This window comes from Collinsella sp. wc0583, assembly GCF_046116915.1.
In the GTDB taxonomy this organism is placed as follows: Bacteria; Actinomycetota; Coriobacteriia; order Coriobacteriales; family Coriobacteriaceae; genus Collinsella.
On sequence record NZ_JBJXBN010000001.1, the window covers coordinates 242,915 to 260,933 of the forward strand.

Annotated in this window: 15 protein-coding genes; 13 read left to right on the plus strand and 2 right to left on the minus strand. The window is 57.9% G+C overall.

Translation table 11 applies throughout. The features are described 5' to 3' along the window. Positions 1-27 precede the first annotated feature (27 nt). Together ftsH and ACKUUJ_RS01070 are read left to right on the plus strand one after the other, a co-directional pair. The gene (gene ftsH, locus ACKUUJ_RS01065) at positions 28-1,920 is read left to right on the plus strand and encodes an ATP-dependent zinc metalloprotease FtsH (protein WP_409064364.1); all 1,893 of its coding nucleotides are present in this window, start codon (positions 28-30) and stop codon (positions 1,918-1,920) included. A gap of 81 nt (positions 1,921-2,001) precedes the next feature. After that, positions 2,002-2,493 carry a DUF523 domain-containing protein gene (locus tag ACKUUJ_RS01070; RefSeq protein WP_409064365.1) on the plus strand — a complete coding sequence of 164 codons (492 nt, stop codon included), beginning with the start codon at positions 2,002-2,004 and terminating at the stop codon, positions 2,491-2,493. A gap of 198 nt (positions 2,494-2,691) precedes the next feature. Here the strand turns inward: ACKUUJ_RS01070 and ACKUUJ_RS01075 are convergent, their stop codons facing one another. After that, positions 2,692-3,294 carry a Type 1 glutamine amidotransferase-like domain-containing protein gene (locus tag ACKUUJ_RS01075; protein ID WP_368138541.1) on the minus strand — a complete coding sequence of 201 codons (603 nt, stop codon included), beginning with the start codon at positions 3,292-3,294 and terminating at the stop codon, positions 2,692-2,694. A 518-nt stretch (positions 3,295-3,812) separates the two neighbouring features. Continuing rightward, positions 3,813-4,895 carry an iron-containing alcohol dehydrogenase family protein gene (locus ACKUUJ_RS01080; RefSeq protein WP_409064366.1) on the minus strand — a complete coding sequence of 361 codons (1,083 nt, stop codon included), beginning with the start codon at positions 4,893-4,895 and terminating at the stop codon, positions 3,813-3,815. 510 nt (positions 4,896-5,405) lie between these two features. On the opposite strand from ACKUUJ_RS01080, the gene ileS reads away from it, so the two are divergent. The 11 genes from ileS to ACKUUJ_RS01135 all read left to right on the plus strand — a co-directional run bounded on the left by ileS (position 5,406) and on the right by ACKUUJ_RS01135 (position 18,018). Continuing rightward, positions 5,406-8,183 (plus strand): isoleucine--tRNA ligase, encoded by a 2,778-nt coding sequence (gene ileS / locus ACKUUJ_RS01085; protein WP_409064458.1) that lies wholly within the window; start codon positions 5,406-5,408, stop codon positions 8,181-8,183. Between the two features lie 396 nt (positions 8,184-8,579). Then, a complete protein-coding gene (lspA, locus tag ACKUUJ_RS01090) occupies positions 8,580-9,179 on the plus strand; it encodes a signal peptidase II (protein WP_409064367.1) in 600 nt (199 codons plus the stop codon). Continuing rightward, positions 9,179-10,192 carry an RluA family pseudouridine synthase gene (locus ACKUUJ_RS01095; protein ID WP_409064368.1) on the plus strand — a complete coding sequence of 338 codons (1,014 nt, stop codon included), beginning with the start codon at positions 9,179-9,181 and terminating at the stop codon, positions 10,190-10,192. The genes lspA and ACKUUJ_RS01095 overlap by 1 nt, the downstream gene beginning before the upstream one ends. A gap of 82 nt (positions 10,193-10,274) precedes the next feature. Beyond that, positions 10,275-11,570 (plus strand): glycosyltransferase family 2 protein, encoded by a 1,296-nt coding sequence (locus ACKUUJ_RS01100; protein WP_089571721.1) that lies wholly within the window; start codon positions 10,275-10,277, stop codon positions 11,568-11,570. A 79-nt stretch (positions 11,571-11,649) separates the two neighbouring features. Further along, the gene (locus ACKUUJ_RS01105; RefSeq protein WP_409064369.1) at positions 11,650-12,072 is read left to right on the plus strand and encodes a prepilin peptidase; all 423 of its coding nucleotides are present in this window, start codon (positions 11,650-11,652) and stop codon (positions 12,070-12,072) included. A gap of 30 nt (positions 12,073-12,102) precedes the next feature. After that, on the plus strand, positions 12,103-13,350 hold the full coding sequence (locus ACKUUJ_RS01110) for a deoxyguanosinetriphosphate triphosphohydrolase family protein (protein WP_409064370.1): 1,248 nt from the start codon (positions 12,103-12,105) through the stop codon (positions 13,348-13,350). Between the two features lie 60 nt (positions 13,351-13,410). Continuing rightward, the gene (locus ACKUUJ_RS01115; protein WP_409064371.1) at positions 13,411-14,760 is read left to right on the plus strand and encodes a replication-associated recombination protein A; all 1,350 of its coding nucleotides are present in this window, start codon (positions 13,411-13,413) and stop codon (positions 14,758-14,760) included. Positions 14,761-14,855: 95 nt separating this feature from the next. Further along, on the plus strand, positions 14,856-15,446 hold the full coding sequence (locus ACKUUJ_RS01120; protein WP_409064372.1) for a hypothetical protein: 591 nt from the start codon (positions 14,856-14,858) through the stop codon (positions 15,444-15,446). Further along, complete coding sequence (locus ACKUUJ_RS01125) at positions 15,439-15,816, plus strand: ATP-binding protein (RefSeq protein ID WP_117798324.1); 378 nt, start codon at positions 15,439-15,441, stop codon at positions 15,814-15,816. Before ACKUUJ_RS01120 ends, ACKUUJ_RS01125 begins: the two co-directional genes overlap by 8 nt. A gap of 1 nt (position 15,817) precedes the next feature. After that, positions 15,818-16,609, plus strand: coding sequence for an RNA polymerase sigma factor SigF (locus ACKUUJ_RS01130; protein WP_118237452.1), 792 nt, complete (start codon positions 15,818-15,820; stop codon positions 16,607-16,609). Continuing rightward, on the plus strand, positions 16,606-18,018 hold the full coding sequence (locus ACKUUJ_RS01135) for an AI-2E family transporter (RefSeq protein ID WP_409064373.1): 1,413 nt from the start codon (positions 16,606-16,608) through the stop codon (positions 18,016-18,018). Before ACKUUJ_RS01130 ends, ACKUUJ_RS01135 begins: the two co-directional genes overlap by 4 nt. Position 18,019 lies beyond the last annotated feature (1 nt).

Below are 18,019 nucleotides of genomic sequence, written 5' to 3' on the forward strand. Positions count from 1 at the left end.
CAACCCCAGTAGATGGAGTTCAAGCAGATGGAGATGGATGACAACAAACGTAGACGGAATATGATCCTCTACGTGCTCATCGCCTTCGTCGTCTACCTCGTGCTCTCGACCGTTCTGTTCCCCAACATCGGTCACACGCAGCAGATTACGAAGACCGATTATTCGACGTTTGTCAAAGCGCTCGATAAGAAGAGTGTCGACAAGGTCGAGTACAACACGGACGATTACACGATTTATTACACCAAGAAGGGCGAGGACGAGAACATCGCCTACAAGACGACCGGTGTTCCGAATGACGCGGGCTTTACCGATCGCGTGCTTGAGTCCGGTGCTTCACTGGAGTCGGTCGTTCCCGATAAGAACTCGGGTCTGATGACCTACTACCTGCTCACCCTTATCCTTCCCATGGCGATTTTCTTCCTGATCGGCTGGTGGCTCAACCGCCGCATGAAGAAGGCCATGGGCGATGACGGTCCGTCGATGAACTTTGGCGGCGGCGGTTTTGGCGGCGGCGGACTGGGTAAGTCCGGCGCGCGCGTGATCGCCTCCAAGGACGTGGGCGTGACCTTTAAGGACGTTGCCGGCCAGGAAGAGGCCAAGGAGTCCCTCAAGGAGGTCGTCGACTTTCTGGAGAAGCCGCAGCGCTACGAGGAGATTGGCGCCAAGCTGCCGCGCGGTGCTCTCCTTGTCGGCCCTCCGGGTACTGGTAAAACCCTGCTTGCCAAGGCTGTGGCCGGCGAGGCGGGCGTGCCGTTCTTTAGTATTTCTGGTTCTGAGTTCGTCGAGATGTTCGTCGGCCGCGGTGCCGCTAAGGTGCGCGATCTGTTTAAGCAGGCCAAGGAAAAGGCCCCGTGCATCGTCTTTATCGATGAGATTGATACCATCGGCAAGAAGCGCGATGGCGGCGGCTTTAGTGGCAACGACGAGCGCGAGCAGACGCTCAACCAGCTGCTGACCGAGATGGACGGCTTCGATAACCACAAGGGTATTGTCGTTCTCGCTGCTACCAACCGTCCCGACAGCCTTGATCCCGCTCTACTGCGCCCCGGTCGTTTTGACCGCCGTATCCCCGTTGAGCTGCCCGACCTGACCGGCCGTAAGAACATTCTTGAGTTGCATGCCAAGAGCGTGAAGACGCAGCCGCCGATTGACCTGACCGCGATTGCCCGCGCCACGCCCGGTGCCTCGGGTGCGGACCTGGCCAACATCATCAACGAGGGCGCCCTGCGTGCCGTCCGCGAGGGTCGCAAGCGTGCCACCCAGGATGATTTTGAGGAGTCGGTGGAGGTCGTCATCGCCGGTCAGCAGCGCAAGTCCACGGTGCTGTCCGACCATGAGAAGCAGGTCGTTTCTTATCACGAGATCGGCCATGCCATCGTTGCCGCTCGCCAGAAGGGCTCTGCGCCGGTCACCAAGATCACCATCGTGCCGCGCACGAGCGGTGCTCTGGGCTACACCATGCAGGTCGAGGAGGATGAGCGCTTCCTGACCACACGTCAGGAGGTCCTGGACAAGCTCGCCGTCTATTGCGGTGGCCGTGCAGCCGAGGAGCTCATCTTTGGTGAGATGACGACCGGCGCAGCCAACGATATCGAGCAGGCCACCAAGCTCGCCCGTAACATGGTGACGCGCTTTGGTATGTCCGATGAGTTTGGCATGATGGCGCTCGGTACCGTTCAGAATGCGTACCTCAACCAGGACACGTCGCTCACCTGCGCCCCCGGTACGGCCGAGCGCGTGGACGCGATTGTCGCCAAGCTGATCGAGGATGCGCACGACCGCGCTTTGCAGATTCTGAAGGAGAACAAGTTTAAGCTCCATGAGCTGGCTCGTTATCTGTATAAGAAGGAGACCATCACGGGCGAGGAGTTCATGAACCTCCTCACGCGCGAGAATCCGCTGATGCCCAAGCAGCGGTAAAGCCGCGGCCGAGCCGGTAAACGCCGACGCCCCATTTGAGCAGCTTTCTCAAATGGGGCGTTTTGCTTGAGAGGGATGGAAATGAAGATCGTGGTGAGCGCCTGCTTGATGGGCGAGAGCTGCAAGTATAACGGGCTCGACAACTACCATCGCGAGTTGGTCGAGGCCTGCGAGCGTACAGGGACCGAGGTCCTCTTGGTGTGCCCTGAGGTCTTTGGGGGCCTGCCCACGCCGCGCAAGCCGTCCGAGATTGTGAACGGAGAGGTTCGTACCTGCGAGGGCATATCGGTCGATCGCGAATTTCGCCTGGGTGCCCAACGAGCGCTCGATATGTGCGAGCAGGCGGGCGGACCGGAAGAGATCGCCGCGTGCATCCTGCAGGACCGTAGTCCCTCGTGCGGCGCGGGTCGCATCTACGACGGATCCTTTAGCGGTACGCTCACCGCGGGCAACGGTATTTTCGTCGACCTGCTCCTGCGCCACGGGTACCGTGTGATTCCGGCTAGCGAGTTCGATCCCAGCATGCTGGAACATTGTCCACAACACTCGAACCCAACACTTCCTCACGGGTGACCGTTTTGGCATCATCCATGAAGTTGATATTGAGTACGACCCGGTCATCAAAGACGTAGACCGAGTTGACAGGCGCCGTACCCAGGCAGCCCCTCCCCGCGGCCCTCGCGCAGGAACGCGTACAAGGCCCTCCCGTCTCTTGCGCCCCTCCTGCCCCAAACCCTGCTAGGAGCGAGTGCAGCAAACTGGAAGTTTAAATTAGTCTTTGCAAATAACCTTTGAACCTTCACCATCAATTACAATTCCCTGACGATTGTTAATTGGGCATAGATTCAAATCCGAAAACTCAGTTATTATTTTCTCGGTAACTTTCTTAAATGGTGCTGTAAGAAAATGCGGAAGAACATAGAAATCAATCAAATTAAGCCCTGCATCATCTTCTTGTGAGTAGTCCTCCGGCTTTTCATCCATTTGCTCGATATATTGGATGCTTGGAGCGCATACAATCGCACCTGCTGATTCACCAATCATCAGTTTTCCCTTTGCCAATTCTTTCTTCAGCAGCTCATCCGTTCCCGTTTTACGGAGCTGGTCTATAAGGAAAAAAGAATTTCCGCCGGTAAAATAGATCACATCCGCATCCTCAAAAAGAGACTGTATCGTTGAATAAGCCTCCGTTGAAATATCAATTTCAGTTACGATTGCTCCCAACTTTTTGAATAATTTTCGAGCCGAGCCGACATAACCGGTGTAGCCTTCACGCAGCGAAGCTGTTGGAATAAATGCGACTTTTTTATTTTCAATTTCTTCCTTTATCAGACTTCCTACACTTGAAAAGTGCGAACATAAAAACATTTTCATCAATATTCTCCTTTATATATAAATTAAATTCTTATTTGTTGAACTAAGCCGTGTATACCATACTCACCAATGAAAGAACGCCCTGATATAGCGTAATTTGCTGTTTTCCTGCGTACGTGCGTACACACTCCACAGGAATTCTAAGGGCCCTGCCCCCTTAGCACACGGACTTTGGAACAAAGTCTAGTGTGTTACGCCTTGCCAGAGGCGTACAGGCTCCCGGTACGCACGTACGCAGCAATTGCCATCAATGCGCCATATAAGTGGCGATCAAGTTCGCATAAAGCGACCTTGGTTCCGCAAAACAAAAGGCAGGATACCATCACCACGATGGTACTCTGCCTCTGTTCGTTTCTGTTTACCGTTCCGAGTGGTCCTTCCGCAGAATTACCGATAAACAAAAAACGTACCCGGACCCTTTCTCGTATAGAATCGGGTTCGAGTGCGAACTGAATGTTGGAGCAATAAAAAACCACCACAAAGGTGCCTGTCCCCTTTGTGGTGGTTTTGGGTTAGAGCTAGAGGGTGTGGCCGTAAGCGTCGGCGGCCTTGATGGCGGCGGCGAACTTCTCGTCGGTGAAGGGCTCAGGGTTGCCCTGCTTCCACTCGTTGGTGGCATGCGCGTACTCGCACAGGGCTGGGATATCGGACTCGGAAAGCCCGACCTGCTCAAGCGTCACGGGCAGCCCCATCTGCTTGTTAAAGGCAGCGTAGCGCTCAAGGTTCTCGGTGTCTCCCGTATAGGCAAACAGCACCAGCACGCCCAGGCTCACGACCTCGCCATGCAGGTAGGAGCCCTCGCGCGGAATGCTGCACGTGGCGTTGTAGAACGCATGCGCCACGCTCGAGTTGTAGTAGTAATCGTTTTGGTTGGTCAGGTTGGAGACATAGCCCGTGTTGACCACGATATCGAGCGCGATCTGCTTGACGGCCTCGCTCGACAGGTTCTGCCGCACGTCCTCAAGACCCTGGACACCATAGGTAAACAGCGGCTCGGAGCAGGTGTGGGCGAGTGCCAGGCCAAGCCCGGCGGTGTGCTCCAGGTTGCCGGCGCTCGTGGCGTACTCGACCTCGGGCTGCTTGGACAGGGCATCGCCCACGCCGGCCCAGAAGTACTCCGCCGGAGCCTCGGCGATGATCTTGGGGTTGATGAAGATGTGCGCGGGGCGGTTGGGGTACGAATAGCCCTCGAGCGAGCCGTCGTCATTGTAGACAACGGCAATGGCGGTCGCGGCGGAGCAGTTGGAACAGATCGTCGGGACCGTGAAGACGATCTTCTTGAGCTCGATGGCCGCCGTCTTCACGGTATCAAGCGCCTTGCCGCCGCCACAGGCAATGAGCACGTCGGCTTCCTGGCAGGCAGGGGAGTTCACGACCTTGGCGATATTGGCACGCGTACTGTTGGTACCGTAGACGCGCGTCTCCAGAATCTCGACGTCGGTACCTGCCAGCGCAGCTTCGATACCGGGAAGTGCTGCGGCCAGTGCCCGCTTGCCACCGATGATCGCGACCTTTGTCGCGCCGTACTCCGCCAGTGCGGCGGGCAGCTCGTCAAAGCAATCCTCGCCAACGGTGTAGTCGCTCATTCCAATCGTGCGCATAGCAACCTTCTTTCGTTCGATAGAGTGCTTTCAGGTATTTTGCTCCTAGAGCAGGGCTGTAATAGCGAGAAATTTCGAACGTATAAAACCAGTGTTGAGGGTTTTTCGCCGGCGCGGAACGTGCTAGCATACACCGCATAAGCGTTGATGGGGACGAGTAGTCGGCCGTCCGCATGCTACAGAGAGCGGGGAGCGCTGAGAGCCCGTGCATGCGACCGATGAAAATCACCCCGGAGCTGCGGTCCTAACGGACGAGCCGCATAGGCACGTCTTAGTAGACATCGCCGAGATGGTCGTCGATACAGGCCAGCCGAGTAACGGATGCGAGCGCGCGAATACGCGGGCGAGGGCATCTAAGCTGGGTGGTTAAGCGAAGAGCTTTTGCGGGCGCACAGCCCGTTTTGTGGCGCTTCGTCCCAGCTTGCAGGGACGGGCGCTTTTTTGGTGCCCAGAGGGCGTGCGCGCCCACGACATGAAAGGGGTACCGTGGCAAACGAGTACAAGCAGACGATGAATCTGCCCAAGACCGGTTTTCCCATGCGTGCCGGTCTTTCCAAGTCCGAGCCCAAGCGACTCAAGGACTGGCAGGACAACAAGGTCTACGAGCAGGTTCTGAAGAAGAACGAGGGTCACAAGAAGTTCGTGCTGCACGACGGCCCTCCGTACGCCAACGGTCCGATCCACATCGGCCACGCCATGAACAAGATCTCCAAGGACATGATCAACCGTTACTGGATGATGCAGGGCTATGAGGTTCCCTATGTCCCCGGTTGGGACTGCCACGGCCAGCCGATCGAGCATAAGGTCGAGGAGAAGCTCGGCACCGAGAAGTTCAACCAGACCCCCACGGCCAAGATCCGTGAGCTCTGCAACGAGTTCGCTGTCGAGAACATCGAGCTTCAGAAGGCCGGTTTCCGTCGTCTGGGCGTGCTCGGCGACTGGGACAACCCCTATCTGACGCTCTATCACCAGCATGATGCCGCCGACATCGAGGTCTTCAAGGCCATGTTCGATAAGGGCATGATCTATCGCGGCCATAAGCCCGTCCACTGGTGCAAGCACTGCCACACCGCACTCGCCGAGGCCGAGATTGAGTACTCCGACGAGACGAGCCCGTCCATCTTCGTGCGCTTCGAGATGACCTCCAAGCCCGCCGGCCTCGAGAACTTCGACGGCCCGGTTGACTTCATCATCTGGACGACCACGCCGTGGACCATCCCCTCCGACCAGGCAGTTTCCCTCAAGCCCGGCGCCGCCTATGTCGCCGTTGAGCACGATGGCCGTGCCGAGGTCATGCTCGAGGACCTGGCTCCCAAGTGCTGCGAGGAGTTTGGCTGGGAGTACACCCCGGTTATGGTCGACGGCAAGCCCTATGTGGTTCCCGCCGAGACCTTCCACCACATCCACTACAAGCAGCCGATCTTTGACGGTGTTGAGGGCGTGGCGCTGCTGGCTGATTACGTCGGTGTCGACGACGGTACCGGTATCGTCCACAACTCGCCCGGCCACGGCGTCGACGACTACTTTGCCTGCCTCAAGGAGGGCATCACCGACATCTGCATGCCGGTCGATGACGACGGCAAGTTCTACACCGGCGAGGAGTTTGGCACCGGTGGTCCCTTCAGCGGTATGGATACCGATGAGGCCAACCCGCATATCATCGAGTTCCTGCGCGAGCGCGGCACCCTGGTTCTCGAGAAGAAGATCACGCACAGCTATCCGCACTGCTGGCGCTGCAAGCACCCGGTGCTCTTCCGTGCTACTGACCAGTGGTTTGTCTCGATGGACAAGACCGGTTTGCGCGAGCAGGCTGGCAAAGAGGTCCGCGAGAACGTCAAGTGGTATCCGGCCCACGCGGCCAATCGCATTGGCGCCATGGTCGAGCAGCGTCCCGACTGGTGCATCAGCCGTCAGCGCAACTGGGGCGTGCCCATCCCGAGCTACACCTGCGCCGACTGCGGCGAGAAGGTCATGAACGACGCCACACTCGATGCCGTCATCAAGCTCTTCCATGAGAAGGGCTCCGACGCCTGGTTCACCGACGCTCCCGAGAGCTACCTGGGCGAGGCCTGTGTCTGCCCCAAGTGCGGCGGCCATCACCTCAAGGCCGATAAGGACATCCTCGACGTGTGGTGGGATTCCGGCGTCTCCTGGAAGGCCGTCTGCGAGTATCGCCCCGAGCTTGAGTACCCGGCTGACGTGTATCTCGAAGGCTCCGACCAGCACCGTGGTTGGTTCCAGAGCTCGCTGCTCACCTCTGTGGGCGCCAACGGCCATGCTCCGTACAAGGCGGTCGTCTCGCAGGGCTTCACGCTCGACGGTCAGGGCCGCAAGATGTCCAAGTCGCTCGGCAACGTCATCGACCCCAACAAGGTCTGCGACGAGATGGGCGCCGACATCATCCGCCTGTGGGTTGCCTCGGTCGACACCAGCTCTGACGTTTCCATCGACCACGAGATTCTCGCTCGTACGTCCGATGCCTACCGCCGTTTCCGCAACACGCTGCGCTTCCTGCTTTCCGAGCTCGAGGGCCAGTTTGAGCCCGAGACCGACGGCGTCGCCTTTGCCGATCTGCTGCCGCTCGACAAGCTCATGGTTGCCCGCCTGACCCAGGTCCAGGCCGAGGTCGACGATGCCTACGCCAGCTACGAGTTCCCGCGCGCCTACCGTGCGCTTTACGACTTTGTGGTTACCGAGCTCTCCAACGTGTACCTCGACGCCCTGAAGGACCGTCTGTACTGCGAGAAGCCCGGCTCTCTCGAGCGCCGCAGCGCTCAGACCGTGCTCGCCGAGCTCTTCTCGATGCTCATGCGCGATCTGCAGCCGATCTTGTCCTACACCGTCGACGAGGCCATGGCCTATGCGCCCGCCGGCTGCGTCGATCACCAGAAGTACGCCGCGCTGCTCGATTGGTACAAGTCGCCTATCACGGTCGACGAGGCCAATGAGTTTGAGGGCGTGCTCGAGGCTTCGCTCGAGCTCCGTAGCGCCGTGACCAAGGCCCTCGAGGATGCCCGTTCTGCCGGCACCTTCACCAAGAGCCAGCAGGTTCGCGTCAAGGCGGTCGTTCCCGCCGAGATGTATGCGCTGTTGACCGGCGACAAAGCCGTCGACCTGGCCGAGTTCTACATCGTCTCCGATGTTGAGCTGGCCCAGGGCGAGGAGCTTTCCGTTGCTATTGAGGCTGCCGAGGGCGAGTGCTGCGACCGTTGCTGGAACTATCGCACCACCGTCGGCGAGTACAACGGCCACGCGCATATTTGCAAGCGCTGCGCTGATGCGCTGTAGGTTACGGCGTTCGTAGAACGCCGTAACCTACCGACGCTGTAAACGCCCCTAAGCGGCAACCTGACGTTCAATCGTCGGTCGCGTACCAAAGTACGCTTCCCTCCTCTTTCACGTCACCTTGCTCGCTTAGGGACGTTTTCGCTGTTGGCGACGGTAATGCGGCGTTTCTATTGTTTAGTTGTTGGGGACGTTCTTAAACGACTAGTCAAACAAGAACGTTCCCATTGACTACCTGTGTCACATTCAAGCGGCATTCTGTTTTTCGGAATGCCGCTTTCGTTTTTAGCTGAATATTTCGCTTGCGTTGGTGGATATGTCGTGCGCTCCGCGTGTGGCAATATAAGATGATTACTTGCGTTAAACGTAATTCGATGTTCTTGAGGGTAGGGGATTGATTTGGGTCGTGCCGGGGATATGACGCCGCCTTTGCGTTGGCGGTTGGGTGTTGCTGGTGGGGTAGCGCTCGTTGTGCTGCTTGTCGACCAGCTGACCAAGCTTGCGGTTCGTGCCGTGGGCGATGCTCTGCATGTGACTGTTATCCCCGGTGTCATCGACTTTATGTTTGTCCGCAATATCGGTGCTGCCTTTAGCATGGGCGAGGGGCATGGCATCGCGTTTGCCGTGCTGGCGTTGGCGGTCATTATCGCTATTGCCGTGTACCTCGTTCGTGCACCCCAGCTCGCCCATCTTGAGGTTGTGGGCATGGCGATGGTTGCGGGCGGTGCTATCGGCAACGCTATCGATCGTTTGGCCTTTGGCTTCGTGACCGATTTTATTGCCACCACCTTCATCGACTTTCCCGTCTTCAATGTGGCCGATATCGGCATTACCTTGGGCGTCGTGCTCGCCCTCTTCGGCTACATGTTCTTGAGCCCCGCTGCCCGTGAGGTCGATGCGACCGCCGAGCTTAACGCCCGTGACGAGGCCCGCGCTAAGCGCAAGGCCCAGCAACGCGGGGAGCGTGCCCGCAAGATGCGCGAAAGGAACGAGCGCTAATGGCCGACATCCATATTCTTGTTGCCGACGATGCCGCTGGTCAGCGTCTTGACGCTTATCTGGGCGCCAATGACGGCTGCCCTACGCGCTCTGCCTGCGCGCATCTGATTGAGGGCGGTGCCGTAGTAGTCAATGGCGAGACCTGCCTGTCCAAAAAGTACGCCGTGCGAGCCGGCGATCGTATTTCGGTCGATTTGCCCGAGCCGCACGATCCCGCCGATGTGATTCCCGAGGCCATCCCGCTCGACATTCGCTATGAGGACGCTTATCTCATTGTGCTCTCCAAGCAGCGCGGCCTGGTGTGCCATCCTGCGCATGGTCATGAGAGCGGTACGCTCGCGAATGCCCTGGTCTATCACTGCGGTATCGACCATCTGGGCACCGTGCAGGGCGAGGACCGCCCCGGTATTGTGCATCGCCTGGATCGCGATACCTCGGGTCTCATGCTTGCGGCAAAGGACGACGACACCCAGCGCGCGCTCCAAAATCTCATCCGCACGCGTACGCTCGACCGTCGCTATATCACACTTGTTCACGGGCACATCGCCATGGACGAGGGCACCATCAACACCGGCATTGCCCGATCGACGCGCGACCGTGTCAAGATGGCGGTTTCGGACGATCCTTTCGCGCGCCAGGCCATTACGACCTTTAAGGTCCTCGAGCGCTTCGATTCCACGCGATTTGACGACGGCTATACGCTCGTCGAGTGCCACCTGTTTACGGGCCGCACGCATCAGATTCGCGTGCACATGCGCCATATCAACCACGCCTGCGTGGGCGATCCGCTCTACGGTAAGTGCGATGCACGCGCCGATCAGGGCCTGACCAGGCAGTTCCTCCATTCTTGGCGCGTGGCGTTTGACCACCCCGTGACGGGGGAGCGCATTGAGTGCCGTGACGAGCTGCCGTGGGACCTTGCGGCGGTTCTGGATGATCTGGCCCCTCGTTCGCTCGGCCGCACTGTCGCTGGCGACGAAATCGTCCCGCAGCTCGGTCTGCTCGAAGCCTAGCCAGTATTAGGTGGTTTCTTGAACTCGGTAAGCCTGCGGTAAGATATACGATTGTTTACGTAACGCGTTGCTGGGAGCCTGCATGCTCGCCTTTTTACAAACCAACACACCCATCGTGATCTTCAACCAGATTGTCGTCACGCTGCTCACGGTCTGCTTTCTGTACCAGGTGGTCTTCTTTGTCATTGGCGCTCTTCGTGGCGAGGTCGCGCCTCCCAAGGCCAAAAAACTTCACCGCTATGCCTTCTTTATCGCTGCGCATAACGAGGAGGCCGTGATCGCCAACCTCGTTCGCTCCATCAAGGATCAGGACTATCCGTCCGAGCTTATTGAGGTCTTCGTGGTCGCCGACGCCTGCACCGACAACACGGCGCAGCTCGCGCGCGAGGCGGGCGCCATTGTCTATGAGCGTAATGACCTTGCCCGCAAGGGTAAGAGCTGGGTCATGGACTTTGGCTTCGACCGCATTCTCAACGAGTATCCCGATACCTTTGAGGGCTATTTTATTTTCGATGCCGATAATGTCATTTCCCGTGATTACGTATCCAAGATGAACGATGCTTTTGACCAAGGCTTTCATGTGGTCACCAGCTATCGCAACTCTAAGAACTTCGGCAGTTCGTGGATCTCTGCGGCCAACGCCACGTGGTATCTGCGCGAGGCGCGCTTCCTTAACAATGCGCGCAACATCTGCAAGACTTCCTGCGCTGTATCGGGTTCGGGCTATCTCATTTCTGCCAGTGTTATCGAGGGCATGCACGGCTGGCAGTTCCACACGCTGACTGAGGACATTCAGTTCACCACGTTCTGCGCTATCCACGGCATTCGCATTGGCTATGCGCCGGCGGAGTTCTTTGACGAACAGCCCGTGACGTTTAAGGCGTCTTGGAAACAGCGTATGCGTTGGACCAAGGGCTTCTACCAGGTGTTCTTTACCTACGGTAAGCATCTGGTCAAATCGACCTTCCGCTATCATCGCTTTGCCGCCTACGACATGTTTATGACGATCGCTCCGGGTATGCTGCTATCGCTGATCTCGATGCTCGCCAATGCTACCTTCCTCATCGTGGGCGGTCTTTCGCACGGCTTCTTGGCCACCGAGGTCGAGATGCAGGCGTGTGCCGCCTCGCTCATTATGACCTTCGCGATGATGTATCAGACCTTCTTTATCCTGGCGCTGCTTACGACCATCTTTGAGTACAAGCACATTCACTGTGCGCAAAAGTGGCGTCTGGTGACCAACCTGTTTACCTTCCCGATCTTTATGTTCAGCTATATCCCCATCACGGTGGCTGCTCTGTTCTTGAAGGTTGACTGGGTGCCGACGCAACACGCCGTAAGCGTTACCCTCGACGAGGTCATGCAAGGCGCCAAATAACTACGATCAAAACCACCACAAAGGGACAGTACCTTTGTGGTGGTTTTTGCGTTTGAGCTGCTGCCCAAGGAGGTGTTAGATGGTCTTTATTCCGTTTTGGATTTGCATCTTTGTTGGCGCGGCGATTGATGCCCGTGAGCGGCGGTTTCCCAATGAACTTGCCGGCGCGTGTGCCGTGGCGGCGTTTGCAGGCGTTTGGCTCGACAGGGGCATTAACACGGCGCTTGAGCACGCCGGTCTTGCGGTCATCGTCTACCTTGCCCTTGTGTTTGCTGAGTCGCTCTGGCGTCGTATTCGCCACGCTCCCGGCATTGGCATGGGGGACGCCAAGGCGCTCTTTGCCCTTTGCATCCTCGACCCTCTGGGTGGCATCGTTGCGTTTGCTGTCTCGCTCCTTGCCCTTGCTGTCGCCTGCCTCATCACAAAATCGCGCTCCTTGCCATTGCTGCCGTTTTTAGTGCCGATATTTGCCATAATCGAGGTCGTGGGTAGTACGCTGTAATCGTTGCGCGCCCTTTTTAAGGAGCATGCCATGGCAATCAATCAACAGACAGCCGCCATCAAGGCGCGTATGGATCGCATTCCCTCGGCGTTGTCGCCCGAGCTGGTCGAGCGTATCGCTACCGACCGTGCCTCGGGTGTCGTTAACCCTTATCGATGCAACGATGGTCAGGTCATCCGCCGTGTTGATCGAGCCGCAGACCAAGGCACGCTCATGCGTCCGGCCTTTATGCGCGATGCCGAAAAGATTCTGCATCTGCCTGCGTACGCCCGATACGCCGGCAAAACTCAGGTTTTCAGCTTTCGCAGCAACGATGATCTGTCGCGTCGCGGCCTGCACGTGCAACTTGTTTCGCGCATCGCACGTGATATCGGTTGCGCCCTGGGGCTCAACTGCGATCTGATCGAAGCGATTGGTTTGGGCCACGACTTGGGCCATACACCCTTCGGCCATGCCGGCGAGCGATTCCTCAACGATATCTATCACGATCGTACGGGCCGCTACTTTTTCCATAACGTGCAGTCGGTCCGCGTGCTCGACGCGCTGTACGGCCGCAACGTGTCGCTCCAGACGCTCGACGGCGTACTGTGCCACAACGGCGAGTATGAGCAACGTGTGTTTGAGCTTTCGGACATGGGTTCCTTTGACCAGTTCGATCAGACGGTTGAGGATTGCATTGCCACAGGTTACAGCGCAATTGAGCACCTGCGCCCCATGACGCTCGAGGGCTGCGTGGTTCGCATCTCGGACATCCTTGCCTATGTGGGGCGCGATCGCCAAGACGCCATTGCGGCAGGCCTGCTGTCACCCGACGCCTTTGACGATGACCTGGGCGGCGCATACAACAGCTGGATCCTTACGCATGCCTCTATCGATATCGTCGCGCACAGCTATGGCAAGCCGCGCATCGAGATGAGCGAGGACCTGTTTGAGGAGATCCGCCGGGCCAAGCGTGAAAACTACGAGAAGATCTATAGCAAGGGCGGTATTGAGGGCGACTCCGAAGCGGAGCTGCGCGAGGCCTTCGAAAAGCTCTACGACCGTTGCCTGCAGGACATAAACGAAGGAGACGAGTCCTCGTATATCTTTAAGCACCACATTTCTCGCATTGAGCAGCAGCTTTCCTACTACGATCGCACCTATTCATGGCAGGACGATAAGGACCAGGCGGTCGTGGATTACATTGCGAGCATGACGGACGGTTATTTCTGCGAACTTACGAGCAAGCTGTTCCCGGGATTGAAGTTTCCACACCGTACCTATATTAACGAACGGTAGTTCGTATATTTTCGGTATACTGTTAGCAGATGACGACTTTGATAGATGCACGGGATGGCTATGGACGACCTTTTTTCTGCTTCGACGCGCGAGCGTTCCTTTCAGAATGCGCCGCTTGCGGTGCGCATGCGGCCCAATTCGCTCGACGAGTATGTGGGTCAGCAAAAGGCCGTCGGCAAGGGCTCGTGGTTGCGTGCCGCGATTGAGCACGATGTGCTGTCGAGTGTGATTCTGTACGGGCCGGCCGGTACGGGCAAGACGACGCTGGCCCACATTATCGCCAACCATACCAAGAGCGAGTTTGTCGAGGTCAGCGCTGTGACGGGCACCGTAAAGGATCTTCGTCGCGTGATTGACGAGGCTAAGACGCGCCTGAATACGTACGACCGCCGCACCATTCTTTTTATTGATGAGATTCATCGCTTTTCCAAGTCGCAGCAGGATGCCCTGCTGCATGCAGTTGAGAACCGTACCGTCATTATGATTGGCGCCACGACGGAGAATCCGTACTTCGAGGTCAACTCGGCATTGCTCTCGCGCGGTCGCGTGGTGGAACTTGAGCATCTTAAAGACGAGGATATCGCCACGCTTATTGAGCGTGCGCTCGAGGCGCCGCAGGGTTTGAACGGTAAGTTCTCGGCCGATGAGGATACGGTTAAGACCATTTGCACGCTGGCAGCGGGTGACGCTCGATCGGCGCTCACGACGCTTGAGCTTGCGAGCGAGATTGCCGTCACGCGCCCCGATACCGAGGGAACGCCCGCGCCGGCGGCGGGGGAGCGCTATCCCATCACTGTTGACGACGTGAAGATTGCCAATCCGCGCCGTGGCTTTTCGTACGACAAAAACGGTGACATGCACTACGACATCATCAGTGCGTTTATTAAGTCTATGCGCGGTAGCGACCCCGATGCCACGATTTATTGGCTCGCGCGCATGATTGACGCGGGGGAGGATCCTAAGTTTATCGCTCGTCGTATTATGATTCAGGCTTCTGAGGATGTTGGCAACGCCGACCCACAGGCGCTTTTGGTGGCACATGCCGCGTATAAGTCTGCCGAGGTCATTGGCTATCCCGAGTGCCGTATTAATCTGGCTCAGGCTGCTCTCTATGTGTGCTTGGCGCCTAAATCCAACGCGTGCGAGGCTTCGATCGATGCGGCGTTGGCCGATATCCATTCAAGTGGGCTGCGCGAGGTGCCGAGTTATCTGCGCGATCGTCATCGCCCGGGCAGCGACGAATACGGTGTGTATAAGTATCCGCATGATTATCCCGAAGGCTGGGTCGATCAGCGTTATTTGCCCGAGGGGTTGGAGCGCGGTGCGTTTTGGCAGCCTGCCGGCCGCGGCTGGGAAGAGTGGCGCGTAGAGCAAAGCGAGCGGGACCGTAGCGGCAGAGCGCCCAAGTAGGTCCTTGGGACCTCGCACATTCCCTTTGGGTATCTTTCCCCTTCTTTGGGGTACCATGAACAGCGTCTGTATTTCGATTCCTTCGGGAGGCTTGTATGAGTCCCATTCAAATCGCCCTGCTGCTGCTCGCCGTTGCCGGTGTGTGGGCTGTTATCGAGCTCGCGCTCACGCTGCGAAAGACCCGCACCGTCGTTGATTCGGTCGATAAGACCGTGAGCGACCTTAACAACACCATCGCCGAGGCACAGCCGGTGGTAGCAAAGCTCGATGGCGCTGTCGATGAGCTCACCCCCGCGTTGGCTCAGGTTGAGCCGCTCCTCAAGTCGAGCAAGACCGCCGTCGACGCCCTTACCTCCAATCTCGTAGAGGTCGAAGCTGTGGTTCGCGACATTTCCGAGGTTACGGGCAGCGTGGCCGAGGCCAGCAATGCCGTATCGAGCGTGACTGATTCTGCTGCTGGTGCCGTGCAGAAACTCTTTAACAAGGTGAAGGCTCCCGCGGCCGACGCCGAGCGCACGCTTTCCGCTGTCGCCGAAGCCGAGCAGCCGACCGAGCGTGTCCTGATTGACGAAGCCGGGGACGATGCCGCTGCTGGTGACGATGATGCGCAGAAGCCCGCAGCCAAGCCTGCTCAGTATTACACCTATACGCCCGCCGAGACCTCCGAGGAGTCTTGCGATGAGTAGCGAAGCAACCTGCCCCATTACGCTGAGCGTTGCCGGTGATCCGCGTCTCGCGCGCCTTGTGCGCATGACGGCGGCAAATGTCGGTGCGCTGTGCTCTATGTCCGTCGATCGTATCGAGGACATCCGTATGGCTGCCGAGGAGGCCTTCATCTTTGGCTGCACGGCCGTTGATTCTGACGACATTTCGATCAAATTCGACGTCGACGAATCGCACGTGGGCATGACCTTTACCTTTGGTGACCAGGCGACTGTCGATGAGGATGATCAGGCTGCCGTGTATGCCGAGCTCATTCTGGCAAGCGTGTGCGATTCCTACGAAAAGACCGCGGCGCCCCTGACGCTTTCCCTCGACCTCAAGGCGGATATCTAATATGACCGAACGTTCCCGGAGCGGTAAGACCGCTTGGGACAAGGAGAAAACCCGCGAGCTGTTTCGTCGCTACAAAGAGACCGGTGATCCGGACGCACGCGAGCAGCTCGTCATGTCCCATATGAACCTGGTAAGGTTTCTTGCCAACAAATTTAAGAACCGCGGTGAGCCACTCGACGACCTCATGCAGGTCGGCTATCTGGGTTTGCTCAAGGCTATCGACCGCTTTGACCCCGAGCGCGGACTCGAGTTCACGACGTTTGCCACGCCTACCATCCTGGGCGAGATTAAGCGTCACTTCCGTGATAAGGGCTGGAGCGTGCGCGTGCCGCGCCGTTTGCAGGAGCTTTCTGCCAAGGTTAACCAAGCTACCGACAAGCTCACTAACGAGCTGCAGCGCTCGCCTAAGGTTGAAGAAATCGCTGAGTACCTGGGCGTGACCGTCGACGAGGTGCTGGAGGCCATGGAATCGTCTTCGGCCTATACCTCGGTGCCCATCGAGGCTCCTGGCGCGTCCGATTCCGATGATGCCCCCTCGATTCTCGACCGCTATGCCGATGACGACAACGAGCTCGATTTTACCGATGACCGCCTGGTGATCGAGGAAGCCATCCGCGATTTCTCGCCGCGTGAGCGTGAGGTTATCGAGCTGCGCTTTGTGAAGGGCATGACCCAGATCGAGATCGCTAAGAAGTTGGGTATCTCGCAGGTGCAGGTTTCGCGCCTGCTGCGCCGTACCCTTAAGAAGATACAGGACAAGATCGACCCCGACGGAGTGATGGTTCGTTCATGATTGAGCACCCCCAACAAACCGACCGCACGCTGCGCGATACTCGTATTCTGACGCTTCGCATTTGGGCTGTCGTCGGCTGCATTGTCATCGCAGCCGTCATCTTTAACCTTATGGGTATCCTGGCGCCGGTTATCGAGTTTCTCGCTGTCGGTTCCATCATCGCTTTTGTGATGTCGCCGATCACTAACTGGCTCGAGCATCACGGCGTCGGTCGTGGCATCGGTTCGCTCATCGCGCTGATCGTGGTTGTGGCAGTGCTCGTCGGCGTCGTCTGCATCCTGTCGCCTATTTTGCTCGGTCAGATTATGGAAGTCCTGAGTCGTCTGCCTGAGCAGCTTCGCGTTGCGGGCGGTGATCTCAACGAGATGATTTCGCACGCTAAGACGCTCAACAACACGCCGCTCAAGGAGTACTTGGACGATAATCTGTCCTCGCTGGTTACTGTGGCGTCCAAGTACGTATCGCAAATCGCCGCTGAGCTCGGTCGCGGCGTGTTCCCGCTTATTACCAACACGGCCTCGCAGCTGTTCGTAATCTTCCTAGGTTTGGTGCTTGCCTACTGGCTGGCCTGCGACTACCCCCGCATGCACCACGAGGTCTGCACCATCATTGGCCAGGAAAAGGAGACCTCGTACCGCTTTATGGTCGCGATTCTTTCGCGCTCGGTCGGCGGTTATATGCGCGGCATGGTCGTGACGTCCATCTGCGGTGGCATCCTCGCCTTTATCGGCTTTACGCTCATTGGCCATCCCTACGCGGCACTCATGGCCATCTTTACCGGCATCATGCACTTGGTCCCGGTTGTCGGTCCCTGGGTAAGCGCGGCGATCGCCACGGTGCTCGGCTTTATGTTTAGCCCTATGCTGGCGTTGTGGACGCTCGTTGTGACCATGGTGGCCCAAAACGTCACCGATAACGTCATTTCCCCCAAGGTCATGCAGAGTTCGGTGCAGGTGCATCCCATCATGAGCCTGACGGCCCTCGTTATTGGTTCGGCACTCATGGGTCCCATCGGCATGGTCATCGCCATTCCGCTGTGCGCGGCCCTCAAGGGCATTTTCGTCTACTACTTTGAGAACGAGACCGGCCGTCAGCTCGTGGCATACGACGGCGCCGTGTTTAAGGGCACGCCGTATCGCGATGCCGAGGGCAACCCGGTCGCCGCCTATGACGCGCTTGGAGACGATACGTTCATTTACGAGTCCGAGCTCATCGGCAATGAGACCGCGCCCGAGGCCCAGGCGATGCCCAAGCCCGAGCTCGAGAATCCCTGGATCAAGCTCTCGGGCCTGCAGCCCGATGCGACGGGCTTTTTCAAGAATCCCTTCGCCAAGGATGACGATTCCAATACGAACGACGACACCAAAACCGGCATCGACGGTTCCATGGACGATTCAGATTCTAAATAGG